Here is a 16,956-nt window from a genome sequence, read left to right as displayed (position 1 = left end):
CCCTCCTAACCGCAATTAGGAGAGCGATATGCGCAGACGCCTGCGACCCGTCCTCGGTGCGGCAATGGCCGCACTCGCCGTCATCGCCTGTACCACCCCGGCCACCCCGGCCAGCGCCGCCGACGCCCCGTACGACGTGCTGGTGTTCTCCAAGACCGCCGGTTTCCGGCACGACGCGATCCCGGTCGGCATCCAGACCATCCGCGACCTGGGCGCGGCGAACAACTTCACCGTCACCGCGACCGAGGACGCCGCCGCGTTCACCACCAGCAACCTGAACCAGTACGAGGCGGTCGTCTTCCTCAACACCACCGGCGACGTGCTCAACGCCAGCCAGCAGACCGCCTTCGAGTCGTACATCGGCTCCGGCCGTGGGTACGTGGGTGTGCACGCCGCAGCCGACACCGAGTACGACTGGCCGTTCTACGGCAACCTGGTGGGCGCGTGGTTCGCCTCGCACCCGGCGATCCAGCAGGCCAACATGAAGGTGGAGGACCGGGGCCACGCGGCCACCGCTCACCTGCCGCAGACCTGGACCCGCACCGACGAGTGGTACAACTACCGCACCAACGCCCGGTCGACCGCGCACGTGCTGGCCACCCTTGACGAGTCGTCGTACTCCGGCGGCGGCATGGGCGCCGACCACCCGCTGAGCTGGTGCAAGAGCTACAGCGGCGGCCGGTCCTTCTACACCGGCGCGGGGCACACACAGGCGTCGTACGCGGAGCCGGCGTTCCGCAACCACCTGCTCGGCGGCATCCGGTACGCCTCCGGTCGGAGCAAGGCCGACTGCCGGCCCGAGACCGGCTACACCCCGCTGTTCAACGGCTCGACGGCCGGTTGGTCACAGGCCGGCCCGGGCAGCTTCACCAACTCCGACGCCACCCTGACCTCGGTCGGCGGCATGGGGTTGTTCTGGTACAACGCCAAGCAGTTCACCAACTACTCGCTGAAGCTGGACTGGAAGCTGGCCGGTGACGACAACTCCGGCATCTTCATCGGTTTCCCACCGTCGAGTGACCCGTGGTCGGCGGTCGACAACGGTTACGAGATCCAGATCGACGCCACCGACGCGACCGACCGCACCACCGGCGCGGTCTACACCTTCAAGTCCGCCGACATCGCCGCTCGCGACGCGGCGCTGAACGCGCCGGGGGAGTGGAACACCTACGAACTGCTGGTCGAGGGGGAGCGGCTGCAGATCTTCCTCAACGGCGTGAAGATCAACGACTTCACCAACACCAACCCGGTCCGATCGCTGGCCGGCCACATCGGCATCCAGAACCACGGCACCGGTGACGACGCCTCGTTCCGCAACATCCGGATCAAGGAGTTGGGCACCACGCCGCCGCCGACCGGCAACACCACGATCCAGGCCGAGACGTTCAGCGCGGCCAACGGCGTCTCCGCGTTCACCAAGGCGGGCGCCAACGGCGGGCAGACCATCGGCTACATCGACCCGGGCGACTGGGCCGCCTACAACGGCGTCAACCTGACCGGGGTCACCTCGTTCACGTCCCGGGTCGTCTCCGGCGGCGCGGGCGGCACCATCCAGGTGCGCACCGGTTCGGCCACCGGCCCGGTGCTGGGCTCGGTCGCCGTGCCCAACACCGGCAGTTGGACGACCTTCGCCAACGTCACCACGGCGCTGTCCAACGTCCCGTCCGGCACCCAGAACCTGTATCTCACCTTCACCGGTAGCGGCACCGGGCTCTTCGACGTGGACGACTTCACACTGGTCAAGGGGAGCGGCGGCAGCACCGGGGTCGGCCCGATCAAGGGTCTCGCCGGCAAGTGCCTGGACGTGCGCAACGGTGCCACCGCCGACGGCACCCAGATCCAGATCTACACCTGCAACAGCAGCGCGGCGCAGACCTGGACGGTGACGCCGAACTCGACGATCAAGGCGCTCGGCAAGTGCCTGGACGTCAACGGCAGCGGCACCGCCGACGGCACCAAGATCCAGCTCTGGACGTGCAACGGCACCGGCGCGCAGAACTGGGCGGCGCAGTCCGACGGCACCCTGCGCAACCCGTCGTCGGGCAAGTGCCTGGACGTCTCCGGCAACAACTCCGCCGACAGCACGATCGTGCACCTCTGGACCTGCCTCAACGCCGCCAACCAGAAGTGGACCCTGCCCTGACCGACTGATCCCGGAGGGGCTGCGACCCACGTCGTCGGCCCCTCCGCCTCGGCACAAGCGCGACGAGCGGTGTCGCCAACGAGCGTGATGCCTCTGAGTCATCCTGATGACTCAGAGGCATCACTGCTTCGCCGGCCGGCCCGCCATCACCGCTTCGCCCGGCCGCCGTGGGCGCGGGGTTGCGGGGGAGGTCGGAGCCTCGGTGTGGGCTGATCCCCGCACCGCTGCCGGGGCATTCGGATGCGGCACATTGCGTGGACGCCGCCGACCGCTTCACAGCTTGCTGCCGTACCTTGACCAGCATGGGGTTGTTCGCGCAGTGGCGTGGGACGGTGCTGGCGCGAGGCCATCAGCTGCTCGGTGCGCTGGGCCGGGCGGAGGAGCCCGACGACCCGTCCGAGCCGACGCCCAGCCTGAACCGTCTCGACGCCTTGGTGGAGGGCTTCACCGCCGGCCAACCGGTGCGGTGGAGCATGGCCGGGCAACCCCGGCCGCTGCCCGGCCCGGTCGACGTGGTGGCGTACCGGATCATCGAGGAAGCGCTGACCAACGCCTGCCGGCACGCGCCGGGCGCTGCGGTCGGGGTCCGCCTGCGCTACGACGCCGCGGGCATCACCATCGAGATCCGCGACGAGGGCGTCGGGCCCGCCCCGGCAGGCGGCGGCAGCCAGGTCGCCGGGCGAGGTCTGCTCGGGGTACGCAGGCGCGCCGAGCGGCTCGGCGGCACCTTCTCCGCCGGCCCGCGCGCCGGAGGGGGCTTCGCCGTACGGGCGGTCCTGCCCGCCCCCGAGGAAATGATCGGATGAACTGTCGACTCCAGGGCTTCCCCGATCGGGCACCTCGGAAATAGGCTGAGGGCGGCGACCGTGCTGGTGGCCGGTGACCCGGTGGGAGGCGCAACCCGCCGGGCCCAGGTGTGTTCCGCACCCACCGGTGACAGTGCGAACGCCGCGTACGTCCGGTCACCCCTCGCCCCGGTCCGCACAGGGAATCCCCATCACAACAGGGGAGAAGGACAATGGCGCGACCCATCACGCTCTTCACCGGCCAGTGGGCCGATCTTCCGTTCGAGGAGGTCTGCCGGCTCGCCTCCGAGTGGGGCTACGACGGTCTGGAGATCGCCTGCTGGGGCGACCACTTCGAGGTCGACAAGGCGCTCGCCGACGACTCGTACGTCGAGCGGAAGAAGGAGACCCTCGCGAAGTACAACCTCCAGGTCTTCACGATCTCCAACCACCTCGTCGGCCAGGCGGTCTGCGACCACCCGATCGACGAGCGGCACCAGGACATCCTGCCCGGCCGCATCTGGGGCGACGGAGAGCCCGAGGGGGTTCGCCAGCGGGCCGCCGAGGAGATCAAGGACACCGCGCGGGCGGCGGCGAAGCTCGGGGTGAAGACCGTTGTCGGCTTCACCGGTTCGTCGATCTGGCACACCCTGGCGATGTTCCCGCCGGTGCCGCCGGCGATGATCGAGCGCGGCTACCAGGACTTCGCCGACCGGTGGAACCCCATCCTCGACGTGTTCGACGAGGTGGGGGTGCGGTTCGCCCACGAGGTGCACCCCAGCGAGATCGCGTACGACTACTGGACGACGAAGCGGACGCTGGAGGCGATCGGCAACCGGCCCGCGTTCGGTCTGAACTGGGACCCGTCGCACTTCGTGTGGCAGGAGCTGGACCCGGTGAACTTCATCTTCGACTTCGCCGACCGGATCTACCACGTGGACTGCAAGGACGCGAAGGTGCGTACCGGGGACGGCCGGCGTGGCCGGCTCGCCTCGCACCTGCCCTGGGCGGACCTGCGCCGCGGGTGGGACTTCGTCTCCACCGGCCACGGCGACGTGCCCTGGGAGGACTGCTTCCGCGCGTTGAACGCGATCGGCTACACCGGCCCGATCTCGGTCGAGTGGGAAGACGCGGGGATGGACCGGCTGGTCGGCGCCCCGGAGGCGTTGCAGTTCGTCCGCCGGCTCGCCTTCGACGCACCGAGCGCCGCCTTCGACGCGGCGTTCAGCAGCAAGGACTGATCGCACCCCGGACCGACCACGGGCCGGTCGCCCTGCGGCGACCGGCCCGTGTACGTGCGTGTGGTCAGAGCGTGCTGGCGTTCGTGCCCGAGCCGGACGGCTTGGTGCGGGGGTTCGTGGACGACGGCGACCCGGAGGTCGTGCCGACCGTGCTGGTGCCCGCCTTGGCGCCCACGGTGGCGGGCGTGCCGGCGAACGCGTCGTCGGCGGCGGTCAGCTCCTGCTTGCCGGTGCTGCCGTTGCCGGTGCCCAGCTTCTCGGCCAGTTTGGTCTGGCCGAGCTTGTCCTTGCCCTCGCTGTAGAGCTTGTTGGCCTGGGCCTGCGCGACCCCGGCCGCCTCCTGGACGGTCGGGTGGTCGAGCACCTTGCGGCCCCGAACCACGAGCTCTTCGTACTTTTCCCGGCCGGCACGGGCGCCCAGGACGAATCCCGCAGCCAGCCCGCCAAGAAACATGATCTTTCCGCGCATGGCGGCTCCTTCCGTACCTGACGCGCCGTCATCCTCCCGGTGGGTTGCCCCGTCGGAAGGCGACCTGTTCGCGCCTGCGTCCTCTGTCCGCAGCTAACTACCCATCCTGCTCTCCGCTCAAGCATGTCTGGGCCGGGATGGCGATTTACCCTGTATGTCGATGTGTCGTGGCACCTGACCTGCGGATGTCGATCATCAGGTGTCCGGGTGGAACCCACTGGACCGCCACGGGGGAAAGTCCTGTACTCTTGTCCCGTCGCACGGCGTCGGCGAGATCCGATTCCGGGCGGTGCACGATCCCCTGTAGCTCAATTGGCAGAGCAGCCGGCTGTTAACCGGCAGGTTATTGGTTCGAGTCCAATCGGGGGAGCTTCTCCACCCAACGCCCGTCGGCCTGATGCCGACGGGCGTTTTCGTGTGTGTGACCCTGTTTCACCCACCCTGGACCTGCCTGCCCGGCAGGATGGTCGATGTCGACTGAGGCTCCCGCTGCGTCGATTGATGCGTCGATCCTTGAGGTGAGTGCGGATGTCCGGACGAGGCGGCAGGGCCACGCTGATCGCGGTGGCGGTCGTGCTGGCCTGGTTGGTGATCGGCGGCGTGTCCGGCCCGTACGCAGGACGTCTGAGCGAGGTGGCCACCAACGACAACGCGGCCTTCCTGCCCACCGACGCCGAGGCGACCCGTGCCCAGGATCTCGCCGGCGAGTTCGTCGACCGGCAGACCACCCCGGCGCTGGTCGTCTACGAGCGGCGCTCCGGGATCACCGACGCGGACCGGCAACGGGTCAGCGCCGACGCCGCCCGGTTCGCCCAGATCCCCGGCGTGGTCACCCCGCTGCCCCCGCCCATCCCGAGCGAGGACGGCCAGGCACTGCAGGTCGTCGTGCCGGTGGACGACGCCGAGGGCGAGGAGATCGGCGCGGTCGTCGAGCAACTGCGCGACATCACCGGCGGCGGCCGGGACGGCCTCACCGTCGACGTCTCCGGCCCGGCCGGCCTGCTCGCCGACCTGATCGAGGTCTTCTCGGCGATCGACGGCCCACTGCTGCTGGTCACCCTGGTCGTGGTGCTGATCATCCTGCTGGTCGTCTACCGCAGCCCGGTCCTCTGGATTTTCCCGCTGCTCGCCGCCGGCATGTCGTACGCCCTCGCCTCGGTCTTCGTCTACCTGCTCGCCGACGCGGACGTGCTCAAGCTCAACGGGCAGGCCCAGGGCATCCTCACCGTGCTGGTCTTCGGCGCCGGCACCGACTACGCGCTGCTGCTGATCGCCCGCTACCGGGAGGAGCTGCACCAGCACGACCGGCCCTGGGACGCCATGCGCGCCGCCTGGAAGGGCGCCGCGCCGGCCATCATCGCCTCCGGCGGCACCGTCATCGTCAGCCTGCTCTGCCTGCTGCTGTCCAGCCTCAACTCCAACCGGGCGCTCGGCCCGGTCGCCGCCATCGGCATCGGCGCCACCCTGCTGGTGATGCTCACCTTCCTGCCCGCGCTGCTGGTGCTCGGCGGACGGTGGGCGTTCTGGCCCCGACGGCCCGAAGCCGACCAGGCCGACCCACGGGCCGAACACGGCATCTGGAGCCGCATCGCCGGCTTCGTCGCCCGGCACGCCCGGCCGATCTGGCTGAGCACCGCCGTGGTGCTGGCAGTGCTGACGCTCGGCCTCACCCAGCTCGGCGCCACCACCCTCGGCCAGTCCGACCTCTTCACCCAGCGCACCGACTCGGTGGACGGCCAGGAAGTGATCTCCCGGCACTACCCGGCCGGCACCGGCAGCCCGGCCACCATCTTCACCACCGAGCAGACCGCCCGGCAGGTCGCCCAGGTCGCGAAGGACGTCCCCGGCGTCGCCGACGTCCGCCCTCTCACCACCGGGCCGCAGACCGGCCCACCCGAGGCGAACGCCGCCCCGAAGGTCGTCGACGGGCGGGTGCAGTTGGAAGCCACGCTGGCCGACCCACCCGACAGCGACGGCGCCGAACGGACCATCCGCGAGCTGCGGGTCGCCGTACACCAGGTGCCTGGCGCGGACGCGGTGGTCGGCGGCTTCACCGCGATCAACGTGGACACCTCGGACGCCGCGAAGCGCGACCAGAACGTCATCATCCCGGTGGTGCTGGTGGTCATCGCGGTCATCCTGGCCCTGCTGCTGCGCGCGCTGCTCGCCCCGGTGCTGCTGATCGCCACCGTGCTGCTCAGCTTCGCGGCGACCCTCGGTCTCTGCGCGCTGCTGTTCCGCCACGTCTTCGACTTCCCCGGCGTGGACTCGTCGTTCCCGCTGTTCGCGTTCGTCTTCCTGGTCGCGCTCGGCATCGACTACAACATCTTCCTGATGAGCCGGGTCCGCGAGGAGTCGGTGAAGCGCGGCACCCGCGCCGGGGTGCTCTCCGGTCTCGCCGTCACCGGCGGCGTGATCACCTCCGCCGGCATCGTGCTCGCCGCGACGTTCTCCGCCCTCGCCGTCCTGCCGCTTGTGGTGCTCGTCGAGCTGGGTACCGCTGTCGCGATCGGGGTGCTGATCGACACCATCGTCGTCCGCTCGCTGCTGGTGCCCGCGCTCGCGTACGACATCGGGCCGAAGATCTGGTGGCCGGGCCGGTTGTCCCGGGCGAACGGCGAGCGGGAGGCGCGCGACGCTGGTTGAGACGGCTCGCGCGCGCCGCTGTCAGTCCGGCACGCCGGCGCGTTGCCGCACTCCCCGGGGAATCCAGGACGGCGCTCCGCCGTCCAGATTGCGCTCCTTCTCGACGAACGCCAGGTTGTGGTAGAAGTGCACGCCCCCGATGTCCGGGTCGGTGAAGGCCGGGGTCCGTCCGACGATCTCCTCGTGGTGCAGGCCGTCGACGAGCGTCTTGAGGAACCCGAGGCTCGTCGCCGGGTCGTCGTAGGTCCCGGCCCGACCGCCGAAGGTCGGCCAGTACGACGTCTGCAGGTCCTCCATGACGTACAGGCCGCCGTGGCGCAGGACGGGGAAGAGGGAGGCGAACGAGGCGAGCAGGTGGGCGCTGACGTGGCTGCCGTCGTCGATGACGATGTCCGGCCGGCCCATCACCTCCACCACCCGGGCCAGGTCGGCGGGGGACGACTGGTCGCCCTGCAGCACTGTGACCCGCTGGTCGGTGAGGTGCGACTTGTCGACGATGTCGAGCCCGTAGACGAGCGCCCGGGGAAAGTAGCGCCGCCAGACCTCCAGTGACGCCCCGCCGCGGTGCTGGTCACCGAACCCGCCCACCCCGATCTCCAGGATGGTCAGTGGCTGGTCGCGCAGCGGGCCGAAGTGCTGCTCGTACCGGCGGGGGTAGGTGTGGTGGCCCCACTTGTCGGAGCCGTAGCGGACGCAGAGTTCGGCCAGGCCGATGTCGTACGGCCGGTCCAGCGCGTCCACGAGTCGGCGGACCACGTCGTAGGCGGGCAGTGGGCGGTCGAACGCCGACGGGTCCTCCAGGTGCCCCCAGTGGACCACCCGGCTCGCGCTGGACTGCGCGCCGCGCGGCCCGAACAGGCTGCGGACCACCTCGGTGAGGTCCTGGGTCAGCGACGCGTCGGGCGTCCCGACGGGCTCGGGGAGGTGTGCGATCCCCGCCGACCCGACCTGGAGCCCGTACCGGATCGTCGCGTCGCCGTGCCGCAGTCCCACCTGGACGGCGACGTCGGGGCCCGCCGGCACGTCCGCCCGGTGCAGCAGCTCGCGGACCACGGTGGCGGCGACGGCGTCCGCCCCGAGGTCGTCGATCACCGCCGTGATGCCGTCGGCGCTGCCCCCGGCCGCGGAGATGAGTCTGCCGAGTCCCGTTCGATCCACAGTCGTCTGCATCAGAAGATCATAAATGTCTACAGCAGTGTTTCGGGGTACGTGGCAGACCCGGCGACCGGTCGCCCGGTGCTGTCGCGCGGACCGCTGGACGGGCCCTGACCAGCCACTTTGGCGCATCCGGGCGGGCCGTTGCGGCGGCCTCGCCGTCGCTGGGCCAGCGGATCGCCCAGTTGCGAAAGTTGGAACCCGGGAAATTCCGGGGTTTAACCCCCGTCGATCCGCGCTGACCTGGGGTTTCGCCGGCTGACCGGCCGTCCTGTCGGGTTCGGCCAACCGGTACATCGGACAAAATGCCGCGGCCCGTAGAAACGAATTTAATACGGCCCGACATCGATGCCTTGCCGGGTCCTACCCGGTCGTGATTATCTTCAACCACGCCGCTCGCCGGTACGACAGAAAGACAGTCGCAAAGGCAGGCGGAAGACCGGGTCCGGCACCCTCGCCGGAATATTCAACTGAACGTTGGCTGCGCCTTGGCGTGCCCGTCCGAGAATTGTTGGAGGTGGCGACGGTGGTCACGAAACACGTGATGCCGATCGACTTGGACTCGGTCCCCGAGGTTGACGAAGTGCTGGTGGAGCTGGGTGTCGGCCCGTTCGTACGGGACACTGTCTCTGCTCCAATCGGCCGTAACGACGCCTGGTCGGGAGTCACCGAAAGCGGTCGGGACGTTTTCGTCAAGCGCCTCACCGGACAGGTCGAAGACACCAAGAACAGAATGCGCAGGCTGCTCGACTTCGAAGCCTACGCCGCAAAGGCCAATTTCGAGAATGTGCACTGGCCGCAGTTCATCGGCAGCCACCCCGACCACCGGATCGTCGTTTTCGAACGAATCAACGACGCGGTGAACGGTGCCGCGCTGATGGTCGACGAGACCTTCAGCCTGGCCCACGCGCAGCAGGTCGGCCGGGCGATCGGCCACCTGCACGCGACCCCGCCACCGGAGGGCCTGCGCCTCGACGAGTCGCCGCCCGGGTTTCCGCCGGTCACGTTCCTGCAGGGCCTGCCGCTCTCGGTGTTCCTCAAGTCGAGTGCCGGCGAGATCGAGGCCTGGCGGTTGTTGCAGAACGACCCCGAGCTGATCGCCGCGGTGCAGCGCCTGCGCGACGCCGAACGGGACGCCCCCCGCGTCCCCTCGCACTGCGACCTGCGGGTGGACCAGTTCCTGGTCGCCGAGGACGGGTTGTTCCTCACCGACTGGGAGGAGTTCCGACTGGCCGACCCGGCCCGTGACGTCGGCGCGTTCGCCGGGGAGTGGGTCTACCGGTCGGTGCTCGACCTGGTCACCAACCGGGGCGACGAGGCGTTCGTCGACACCGAGTTCACCCACGAGCTGGTCCTGCAACGCGGTGTCGAGAAGATGCGCCGACTGCTGCCGCTGGTGCACGAGTTCTGGCGGGCGTACACCGACGTCCGGCCGGACATCGATGCGGGCCTCGCGGTCCGCGCGACCGCCTTCGCCGGCTGGCACCTGCTGGACCGGCTGGTCGCTGGCGCCCTGTCCTCGTCGCGGCTGTCCGCCATCCAGCGCGCCGCCGCCGGCGTCGGCCGCGCCGCGCTGGTCAACCCCGAGAAGTTCGCCACCACCCTCGGCTTTGGAGGTGCCCGATGACGTTGCAAGCCCAACCACTGGCCGAGGAACTGGCCCCCGCGATCCGGGACGCGGTCCGTCAGATCCGGGTCTCCCCGGACCGGACCACGGCCGTGATCGGTGGTCGCGAGGTCGTCGCCGACTTCCCCCGCGAGCTTCGCCGGTTGCTCGCCGAATCCATCTACAACGTGCTGCACTCCGGCCAGCCGGACGGCAAGGTGCCGACCCGGTTGCGGGAGGACGCACTCGAGGAACGCTTCACCGCGGCCGTGCCGCACCGGCAGATCCAGGTCGGGGCCGTCGTCCGGTCCACCGTCCAGCGCGACGCCGCCGGACGCGGACGGATCCTCGTCGAACGTGAGGGCCTGCGGATCTGGGCGCCGATCGAAGCGATCACCACGACCGGGTACGCCCCGGGCGAACCGGTGCGGTTGGCCGTACCGCCGTGGCGGGCCGCGCTGTCACCGGGCTTCTTCCTGGTCGACGGTTCCCGGCAACGGGACACCTCCCGGGGTGTGCTGCGGGTCTACCTCAACGTCCTCGACGTGGATCACGCGGTCGAGGCCTGGCGCGAGGTGCTCACGTTCCTCGAGGAGCGCCAGGTGCCGTACCGGGCGAAGGTGCTCTCAGCCCGGGAGCTCTATCCCCGACGCGACGCGATAGTCGTCTACCTGGGCAGCGACTGGCAGCACGTCGCCGCCGACCTGGCGGAGCTGGCCCAGGGCCTGCGCGGCACCGGCCCCGAGACGTCGGTGTTCGTCGAGCGGATCGCCCCCGGCGTCGGCACGGCCTGGGAACCGGTCGACGGCAGGTCCGGCAGGCAGGGGCTGAGCTTCGGCCAGCACCGCGCCACCGTCCTGGCCGCGGCACTGGTGGAGGCCGCCGACGACCTCCAGCGGGTCGACTCGCTGATCGTCTCGCGCTTCCGGGAGGCCGGCATCGACCCGACCAACCCGGCCCGCAACACCACCGTCTGAAACCGACCGACAACACATCGCCAAGACCTGAGCTCGCTTGCTGGGAGGGTCAACAGGGGCGTTCCCAGTTTGGAGCTCAGTGCTTCCCCGAAGGAGAGAGAAGTGAACACGGACATCACCAAGAGCGACAACATCATGGAGCTCGTGTCCAGCTACGAGACCTACCTCGAGGCGGACGACGACCTGGGTGTCTCCGCCGTCGCGGACGCCCCGGCGACCACCTGGTACTGCGCGAGCGCCGCGGTCAGCTTCCTCACCGCCGCCACCTACGAGGCGACCTGCTGACCAGCTCTTCCCCGATCCCGTCCGCGCTCAGGCGGACGTCAGGTAACACCACGCACACAGAGGAGAGGTACATGCAGGAGAAGGCGAACAACATCGAGGAGCTGCTGGCGGGTTACGAGACCTACAGCACCGCCGAGGACATCGACCTCTCGGCCGTCTCGGACGCTCCCGCCACGACTCCCGGCTGCGCCATCGTCAGCGCCGGCGTCAGCTGGATGAGCGGCCAGGTGGTCTCGAAGACCATCGACGACGGCTGCTGAAACGAGTACCAGGTCCGGAGCGGCGGGCCGGAATCCCGCCGGCCCGCCGCTCGGACCCTGCCGACCCCTAGCGAGGTGCACCGCGATGACTGAGATCCCGCCCTTCCAGCAACTGTTGACCATGACCGACCTTCTGGTCCCGGCCGCCGTCCGCGCGGCCGCCACGCTCGGCATCGCGGACCACATCGCGGCCGGCGCCACCACCGCTGCCGAGATCGCCCACCGCGCCGGCAGCGCCCCCGACGTGACCGGGACGCTGCTGCGCTACCTGGTCGAGATCAAGATCCTGGAGAGCGGCCCCGACGGGGAGTACGCACTGACCCCGCTGGGCGACCCGCTGCGCTCGGACCATCCGCAGAGCGTGCGTCAGGTCCTGCGCAACGACGGCATGATCGGCAGCATCACGCTGAGCCTGCTGCGCCTCGACCACACGGTGCGTACCGGCCGGCCGGGCTACGCCGCCGAGTTCGGCCGGGACTACTGGGACGCGGTGAACACCGACCCGGCCTTCGTCGCCGAGTGGCGCGAGCAGGGCGAGGCCGCCGATGAGCTCGACAAGCAGGTGCTCCGCTGGGACGCCGGAAAGATCATTTCCGAGTACGACTGGAGCGGCGTCGACAGTTTCATCGACGTCGGCGGTCACCTGGGCAGCCTGACCATGGCCCTGGCCCGGGCCCACCCGCACCTGCACGGCACCCTGCTCGACCTGCGGAACGTGTCGGCGGAGGCCGGTCGACGCTTCGCGCGCAGCGACGTCGCGGACCGGGTGACGGCGGTGCAGGGCAGCTTCTTCGACCCGCTGCCGCCCGGCAAGGACGTGTACCTGCTCTCCGCCATCCTCGCGGACTGGTCCGACGACGAGGCGGTCCTGATCCTGAAGCGCTGCCGGGAGGCGGCCGGGGCCACCGGCCGGGTGCTGGTCGCCGACATCGCCATGCCGGTCTCCGGCCCCGGCTCGGAACTTCAGCTGCGGTCGATGATGCCGGCGCCCACGCGGACGGTCGAGGACATCGAGCGGCTCGGCGCCGAGGCCGGCCTCCAGGTCTCCTGGCGCGGCCCCGCCACGGCGGTCCGGACCCTGATCGAGTTCACCGCCCACTAGCACAGCTGCCGAACGGAGAATCCCATGCGACACCATCCGCCGGAGGCGCGGCAACAAGCGGACCGGCCGCTGCGCATCCTGCGCGACCTGGCCACCGGGCACCCGGGCACGATGCTGCTGATCGGCCTGCTCGCCCTGGCGTCCACCGCCGGCACCCTGGCGCTGCCCTGGGCGGTCGGTCGGCTCATCGCCACGCTGGGCGACGGCGCCGCCGACCGTTGGACGGTCTGGCTGATCGTCTTCGGGCTCGGCGCGGCACTGGCCAACACGCTCGCCACCTTCCTGCTCTCCCGGCTGGGCCAGCGGATGATCTGCCGGCTGCGGGTCCGCACCATGGGTCACGCGCTGCGTCTGCCGCTCGCCGACGTACGACGCGAGGGCAGCGGCAACCTGGTCACCCGGATCACCGCTGACACCTCGCGGGTCAAGAAGCTGATCGACGTCGGCCCGATCCAGCTCCCGATCGCCGGGCTCACCGCCATCGGCACGTTGGTGATCATGGGCTTCCTGGACTGGCTCCTGCTGGCCGTGACGGTGGGCGCGTTCGCGGTCGCCGGCGGCCTGATCACCCTGGTGGTCAAGCGACTGCGGCGCAGTTACGTCGCGGTGCAGGAGTCCACCGGCCTGCTGGCCCAGCGGTTCGTCGCGGCCGTCGACGCCGTCAAGGTGATCAAGGCGTACCGGGCCGAGGAGTCGGTGAGCGCGGACCTGGCCACCCACGCCGAGACCGTCGCCCGCCGCGAGATCGACGCCGCCCGGATGGAGGCCCTGATGACCCCGGTGGTCAACCTGGGCCAGCAGATCGCACTGGTCGCGGTGATCACCGGGGGCGGCGCGCGGTTGGTCGCCGGCACCCTGTCGCTGGCCGACTTCGTGGCGTTCCTGCTCTACCTGCTTCAGCTCACCGGCCCGTTCATGATGATCGCGGCGGGTGTCACGGCACTGAAGATGGGCACTGTCGCCCGGGAACGCTTCACCGGCCTCTTCGAGAAGCCCCAGGAGTCCGGCGGCGAGACCGCGCAGCCGGTCACCGTTCCGGCCGGTCCGGTGCCGGCGGTGCAGTTCGACCACGTCGACTTCAGCTACGGCAGCACGCCGGTGCTGCGGGACGTCTCCTTCGAGGTGCCGGCCCGTGGGCTGACCGCCATCGTCGGCCTCTCCGGAGCGGGGAAGAGCACCGCGGTGGAGCTGATCCAGCGCTTCGCCGACGTCACCTCGGGCAGCATCCGGGTGCAGGGCCGGGACACCCGCAACTGGCCACTCGCCGACCTGCGCGCCCAGGTGGCCTACGTGGACCAGGCGGCCAGCTCGGTGCAGGACACCGTGCGCCGCAACCTCACCCTGGGCCGTGGCGACGCGGCGTTCTCCGACGGGGAGCTGTACGCGGTGCTGCACCGCGTCGGCCTGGCCGACGAGATCCGCCGCAAGCCGCAGGGCCTGGACACCGTCCTGGCCGGCGACGTCGACCTCTCCGGCGGTCAGCGTCAGCGGCTTGCCATCGCCCGGGCCATGCTGACCGACGCCCCACTGGTGCTCCTCGACGAACCGTCGTCGCACCTGGACAGCATCAACGAGCAGAAGCTCCGTGACCTGGTCGACGACCTGGCCGCCACCCGCGCCGTGCTGGTGGTGGCGCACCGGATCTCCACGATCCAGCACGCCGACCACGTGGTCATCCTCCAGTCGGGCGAGGTCGTCGGTCAGGGGCCGCACGACGAGCTTCTGCGCAACTGCTCGAACTACACCGATCTGGTCCGTGGCCAGATGCTGGTCGGAACAGGAGCCCTGGCATGACGCACTACTCGATCATGATGCCGTTCGCGCCGCGCCGCCCCGAGCAACTGCTGCCGTTCGCCGCGCTCACCCAGTGGAGCGAGGCATCCTGCCTCTGGCAGGGGCAGGGCAACGTCGGCGACACCCACATCAGCTTCTCGTACGCCGCGGCCAGCGGTTTCCGGGTCCCGATGGGCACCTCGGTCAACCTCATGCCGTTCCTGCACCCGTACGACGCCGCGCTGCGCGCCCAGACCCTGGCGGTGGCCACCGGGCACCGTGTGGTGGCCGGCTTCGGCCCCGGTGGCGCGTCGTTGCAGCGCGGCACGCTCGGTGCCCCGTACCGCAGCCAGCTCGGCGCGGTCCGCGAGTACGTGACGATCGTCCGGTCCCTGTTGGAGACCGGCAAGGTCAACCACCAGGGCGAGTTCTTCTCCTGCGGCATGGAACTGGGCACGTTCCCCCGCCCGGCCATCGAGATCGGGCTGGGCGTGCTGCGGCCCCGGATGGCGGAGTTGGCGGGTGAGGTCGCGGACGTGGCGATCACCTGGCTGACGCCGGCCTCGTACCTGCGCGACACCGTGGTGCCCGCGCTGCGCCGGGGTGCGGAGCGGGCCGGGCGGCCGATGCCGCGCGTGGTCGCGATCGTGCCGATGGCGCTGCGCACGCCCGACCGCGACCCGGTCGACCTCGCGCTGAACAGCAACTCCGGGCACATGCGCCTGCCGCACTACATCGACATGTTGAGCCGCTCGGGCATCGACGTGGACATGGCCGACGACCCGCGGGCCAGCGGTCGGGCCCTCGTCGAGGGTGGCGCCTTCCTCTACGGCGACCAGGAGGAGCTGACGCAGGGCATCAAGGAGTTCAGCGCCGCGGGCGCCGACGAGGTGGCGTTCAACCTGGCCGGGGTCTGCGTGACCTACGGGGCCAAGACCACGCTGGGCGAGCTGGAGACCATCCTCGGGAACGTGGCGCGATGAGTGCCGGGCCACCGCTGGAGTTCCTGGAGACACCGGAGCTGGAGCTGAGGCGGCTGCTGCTGGTGATCACCGGCTCGGCCGCGGCCAGCAACGTGCCGACCTGGCTGAACTGGCTCCGGGAGACGTACCCCCGGCTGGAGGTGGCAGTGGTCGCCACCCCCAGCGCCCTGCGGTTCGTGACCCGGCAGGCGCTGAGCCTGCGGACCGACCACGAGGTGCTCGTCGACACCTGGGAGGACTGCGAGCGGGCTCGGCACGTCGAGCACGTCGAGTGGGCGGACGCCATGCTGGTCTACCCGGCGACGTTCCACTTCGTCGCCCGGCTCGCCCTCGGGCTCGCCGACAGCCCCGCGCTGCTGGCGATGCAGTGCACCTCCGCGCCGGTCGGCCTGTCACCGGCGCTGCCGCCCGGTGGCCTGGACAGCCCGGCGTTCCAGCGGCACTGGGCGACGCTGGCCGAGCGGCGCAACGTGGCCCTGATCCCTCCGCTGCCCGCACGCAGCCTCACCACCGGCCGTGACGACGGCTGGGTGAGTCCACCACTGCCGGAGGCGCTGCGCAGGCTGGAGGCCCGCCGTCGCGAGCTGGCCGAGGTGGACGTGCCGGTCCTGACCGGGGGAGCGACCCGATGACCACCGCCACGGTGACCGCGCCGGCCGGCCGGGACTTCGGCACCGGCCTGCTGGTCACCGCGGTACGCCCGGAACCCGCCGGTGGCTACCGGTGGCGGCGCGCCCCCGGGCCGCTGGCGCCCGCGCAGTTCGTGCCGACCGGCACCGCACCGCGCCGGCTCGGCACCGCACGACCGGGCGCGACGTCGGTGCACTGGGTCGTGGGTGAGCCCGACGGCGACGCCCGCACCTACCGGGTACGGGGCGCGACCTCGGTGGCCGCCGTCCTGTTGGGCAACGGCCCCGAGCCGGCGATGGCGTCGCTGTTGCACGGGCTCGGCCAGGCGCTGCGGGAGCTGCACGCGCAACCGCTCCCGCCCGGTGTCGCGGCAGGGGGAGCGCCGCGCGGGCTGGTCCGGTTCACCCGCTGGCTCAACGGGCGCTCACCGCACCCGCGCGGCGCGTACGCCGAATCCCTGCTGCGCTCCCGGCTCGGCGGCGCGGCCCTGGCCCGGGTGCGGGAGCACACCGCCCAGATCGCCGCCGACGACGAGCGCGTCCTGTGCCACGGTGCGCCCGGTCTGGGCTCGCTCATTCCGGCGGAGGGGGAGCCGGCGGCCGCCGACGCGCTCATCGGCGAGGACGTGTGCGCCGCGCCCTGGTACTACGACCTGGGCTGGGTCCTCGGTGAGCTCGTCGAGTTGCAGTGGTATCTCGGCGGCGACCGGCCGGCGTGGCAACTGTTGATCAACGCGTTGCTCGACGGTTACGGCCGCGAACTCGACGACCGGTGGCGCGAGACCGTCGCGTTCCGGGTGCTGCTGCACGTGCACGACTACATCAGCTACGTCGGCTGGGAGCCGAAGGTCTTCGACAAATACACCGGGTTCGCCCGGCACCTGCTGTCCTCCTGAGGAAAA

General features: G+C 70.7%; 15 protein-coding genes and 1 tRNA gene. 14 read left to right on the top strand and 2 right to left on the bottom strand.

Annotated features, from left to right (window positions below):
• The first annotated feature begins 28 nt into the window (after nucleotides 1-28).
• The 3 genes from AB0C03_RS13600 to AB0C03_RS13590 all read left to right on the top strand — a co-directional run bounded on the left by AB0C03_RS13600 (nucleotide 29) and on the right by AB0C03_RS13590 (nucleotide 4,169).
• On the top strand, nucleotides 29-2,143 hold the full coding sequence (locus AB0C03_RS13600; protein WP_030330397.1) for a ThuA domain-containing protein: 2,115 nt from the start codon (nucleotides 29-31) through the stop codon (nucleotides 2,141-2,143).
• A gap of 302 nt (nucleotides 2,144-2,445) precedes the next feature.
• Nucleotides 2,446-2,949: a sensor histidine kinase gene (locus AB0C03_RS13595; protein ID WP_357636781.1), complete on the top strand. Its 504-nt coding sequence runs from the start codon at nucleotides 2,446-2,448 to the stop codon at nucleotides 2,947-2,949.
• 212 nt (nucleotides 2,950-3,161) lie between these two features.
• Nucleotides 3,162-4,169, top strand: a complete 1,008-nt coding sequence (locus AB0C03_RS13590; protein WP_210865393.1) for a sugar phosphate isomerase/epimerase family protein — start codon at nucleotides 3,162-3,164, stop codon at nucleotides 4,167-4,169.
• 64 nt (nucleotides 4,170-4,233) lie between these two features.
• Here the strand turns inward: AB0C03_RS13590 and AB0C03_RS13585 are convergent, their stop codons facing one another.
• Complete coding sequence (locus AB0C03_RS13585) at nucleotides 4,234-4,638, bottom strand: hypothetical protein (RefSeq protein ID WP_030330394.1); 405 nt, start codon at nucleotides 4,636-4,638, stop codon at nucleotides 4,234-4,236.
• A gap of 297 nt (nucleotides 4,639-4,935) precedes the next feature.
• On the opposite strand from AB0C03_RS13585, the gene AB0C03_RS13580 reads away from it, so the two are divergent.
• Together AB0C03_RS13580 and AB0C03_RS13575 are read left to right on the top strand one after the other, a co-directional pair.
• A tRNA-Asn gene (locus AB0C03_RS13580) sits at nucleotides 4,936-5,008 on the top strand.
• Between the two features lie 158 nt (nucleotides 5,009-5,166).
• Nucleotides 5,167-7,284: an MMPL family transporter gene (locus AB0C03_RS13575; protein WP_357636777.1), complete on the top strand. Its 2,118-nt coding sequence runs from the start codon at nucleotides 5,167-5,169 to the stop codon at nucleotides 7,282-7,284.
• A 21-nt stretch (nucleotides 7,285-7,305) separates the two neighbouring features.
• Here AB0C03_RS13575 and AB0C03_RS13570 read toward each other — a convergent pair whose 3' ends face one another.
• On the bottom strand, nucleotides 7,306-8,454 hold the full coding sequence (locus AB0C03_RS13570; protein WP_030330392.1) for a hypothetical protein: 1,149 nt from the start codon (nucleotides 8,452-8,454) through the stop codon (nucleotides 7,306-7,308).
• 529 nt (nucleotides 8,455-8,983) lie between these two features.
• Here AB0C03_RS13570 and lxmK point away from each other — a divergent pair.
• The 9 genes from lxmK to AB0C03_RS13525 all read left to right on the top strand — a co-directional run bounded on the left by lxmK (nucleotide 8,984) and on the right by AB0C03_RS13525 (nucleotide 16,950).
• A complete protein-coding gene (gene lxmK, locus AB0C03_RS13565; protein ID WP_030330391.1) occupies nucleotides 8,984-10,066 on the top strand; it encodes a class V lanthionine synthetase subunit LxmK in 1,083 nt (360 codons plus the stop codon).
• Nucleotides 10,063-11,022: a T3SS effector HopA1 family protein gene (locus tag AB0C03_RS13560; RefSeq protein WP_051708270.1), complete on the top strand. Its 960-nt coding sequence runs from the start codon at nucleotides 10,063-10,065 to the stop codon at nucleotides 11,020-11,022. The genes lxmK and AB0C03_RS13560 overlap by 4 nt, the downstream gene beginning before the upstream one ends.
• 102 nt (nucleotides 11,023-11,124) lie before the next feature.
• Nucleotides 11,125-11,307: a hypothetical protein gene (locus AB0C03_RS13555; protein ID WP_030330389.1), complete on the top strand. Its 183-nt coding sequence runs from the start codon at nucleotides 11,125-11,127 to the stop codon at nucleotides 11,305-11,307.
• Between the two features lie 71 nt (nucleotides 11,308-11,378).
• Nucleotides 11,379-11,567 (top strand): LxmA leader domain family RiPP, encoded by a 189-nt coding sequence (locus AB0C03_RS13550; protein WP_030330388.1) that lies wholly within the window; start codon nucleotides 11,379-11,381, stop codon nucleotides 11,565-11,567.
• A gap of 85 nt (nucleotides 11,568-11,652) precedes the next feature.
• Nucleotides 11,653-12,669 carry a methyltransferase gene (locus AB0C03_RS13545; protein WP_081883762.1) on the top strand — a complete coding sequence of 339 codons (1,017 nt, stop codon included), beginning with the start codon at nucleotides 11,653-11,655 and terminating at the stop codon, nucleotides 12,667-12,669.
• Nucleotides 12,670-12,693: 24 nt separating this feature from the next.
• Nucleotides 12,694-14,463 carry an ABC transporter ATP-binding protein gene (locus AB0C03_RS13540; protein WP_030330386.1) on the top strand — a complete coding sequence of 590 codons (1,770 nt, stop codon included), beginning with the start codon at nucleotides 12,694-12,696 and terminating at the stop codon, nucleotides 14,461-14,463.
• Nucleotides 14,460-15,425, top strand: coding sequence for an LLM class flavin-dependent oxidoreductase (locus tag AB0C03_RS13535; protein ID WP_030330385.1), 966 nt, complete (start codon nucleotides 14,460-14,462; stop codon nucleotides 15,423-15,425). The genes AB0C03_RS13540 and AB0C03_RS13535 overlap by 4 nt, the downstream gene beginning before the upstream one ends.
• On the top strand, nucleotides 15,422-16,057 hold the full coding sequence (locus AB0C03_RS13530; protein ID WP_051708268.1) for a flavoprotein: 636 nt from the start codon (nucleotides 15,422-15,424) through the stop codon (nucleotides 16,055-16,057). Before AB0C03_RS13535 ends, AB0C03_RS13530 begins: the two co-directional genes overlap by 4 nt.
• Nucleotides 16,054-16,950, top strand: a complete 897-nt coding sequence (locus AB0C03_RS13525; protein WP_357636768.1) for an aminoglycoside phosphotransferase/kinase family protein — start codon at nucleotides 16,054-16,056, stop codon at nucleotides 16,948-16,950. Before AB0C03_RS13530 ends, AB0C03_RS13525 begins: the two co-directional genes overlap by 4 nt.
• Nucleotides 16,951-16,956: the final 6 nt, after the last annotated feature.

It is taken from the genome of Micromonospora parva, from assembly GCF_040649675.1.
GTDB lineage: Bacteria > Actinomycetota > Actinomycetes > Mycobacteriales > Micromonosporaceae > Micromonospora > Micromonospora parva.
The sequence above is the reverse complement of the archived record's forward strand: the minus strand, read 5'-3'. Positions and strand labels throughout refer to the sequence as shown.

Coding starts and splice junctions, on each gene's coding strand:
- AB0C03_RS13590 (WP_210865393.1), top strand. CDS start 3,162: ATGGCGCGACCCATCACGCTCTTCACCGGCCAGTGGGCCGATCTTCCG.
- AB0C03_RS13585 (WP_030330394.1), bottom strand. CDS start 4,638: ATGCGCGGAAAGATCATGTTTCTTGGCGGGCTGGCTGCGGGATTCGTC.
- AB0C03_RS13575 (WP_357636777.1), top strand. CDS start 5,167: ATGTCCGGACGAGGCGGCAGGGCCACGCTGATCGCGGTGGCGGTCGTG.
- AB0C03_RS13550 (WP_030330388.1), top strand. CDS start 11,379: ATGCAGGAGAAGGCGAACAACATCGAGGAGCTGCTGGCGGGTTACGAG.
- lxmK (WP_030330391.1), top strand. CDS start 8,984: ATGCCGATCGACTTGGACTCGGTCCCCGAGGTTGACGAAGTGCTGGTG.
- AB0C03_RS13530 (WP_051708268.1), top strand. CDS start 15,422: ATGAGTGCCGGGCCACCGCTGGAGTTCCTGGAGACACCGGAGCTGGAG.
- AB0C03_RS13570 (WP_030330392.1), bottom strand. CDS start 8,454: ATGCAGACGACTGTGGATCGAACGGGACTCGGCAGACTCATCTCCGCG.
- AB0C03_RS13545 (WP_081883762.1), top strand. CDS start 11,653: ATGACTGAGATCCCGCCCTTCCAGCAACTGTTGACCATGACCGACCTT.
- AB0C03_RS13540 (WP_030330386.1), top strand. CDS start 12,694: ATGCGACACCATCCGCCGGAGGCGCGGCAACAAGCGGACCGGCCGCTG.
- AB0C03_RS13525 (WP_357636768.1), top strand. CDS start 16,054: ATGACCACCGCCACGGTGACCGCGCCGGCCGGCCGGGACTTCGGCACC.
- AB0C03_RS13600 (WP_030330397.1), top strand. CDS start 29: ATGCGCAGACGCCTGCGACCCGTCCTCGGTGCGGCAATGGCCGCACTC.
- AB0C03_RS13560 (WP_051708270.1), top strand. CDS start 10,063: ATGACGTTGCAAGCCCAACCACTGGCCGAGGAACTGGCCCCCGCGATC.
- AB0C03_RS13535 (WP_030330385.1), top strand. CDS start 14,460: ATGACGCACTACTCGATCATGATGCCGTTCGCGCCGCGCCGCCCCGAG.
- AB0C03_RS13595 (WP_357636781.1), top strand. CDS start 2,446: ATGGGGTTGTTCGCGCAGTGGCGTGGGACGGTGCTGGCGCGAGGCCAT.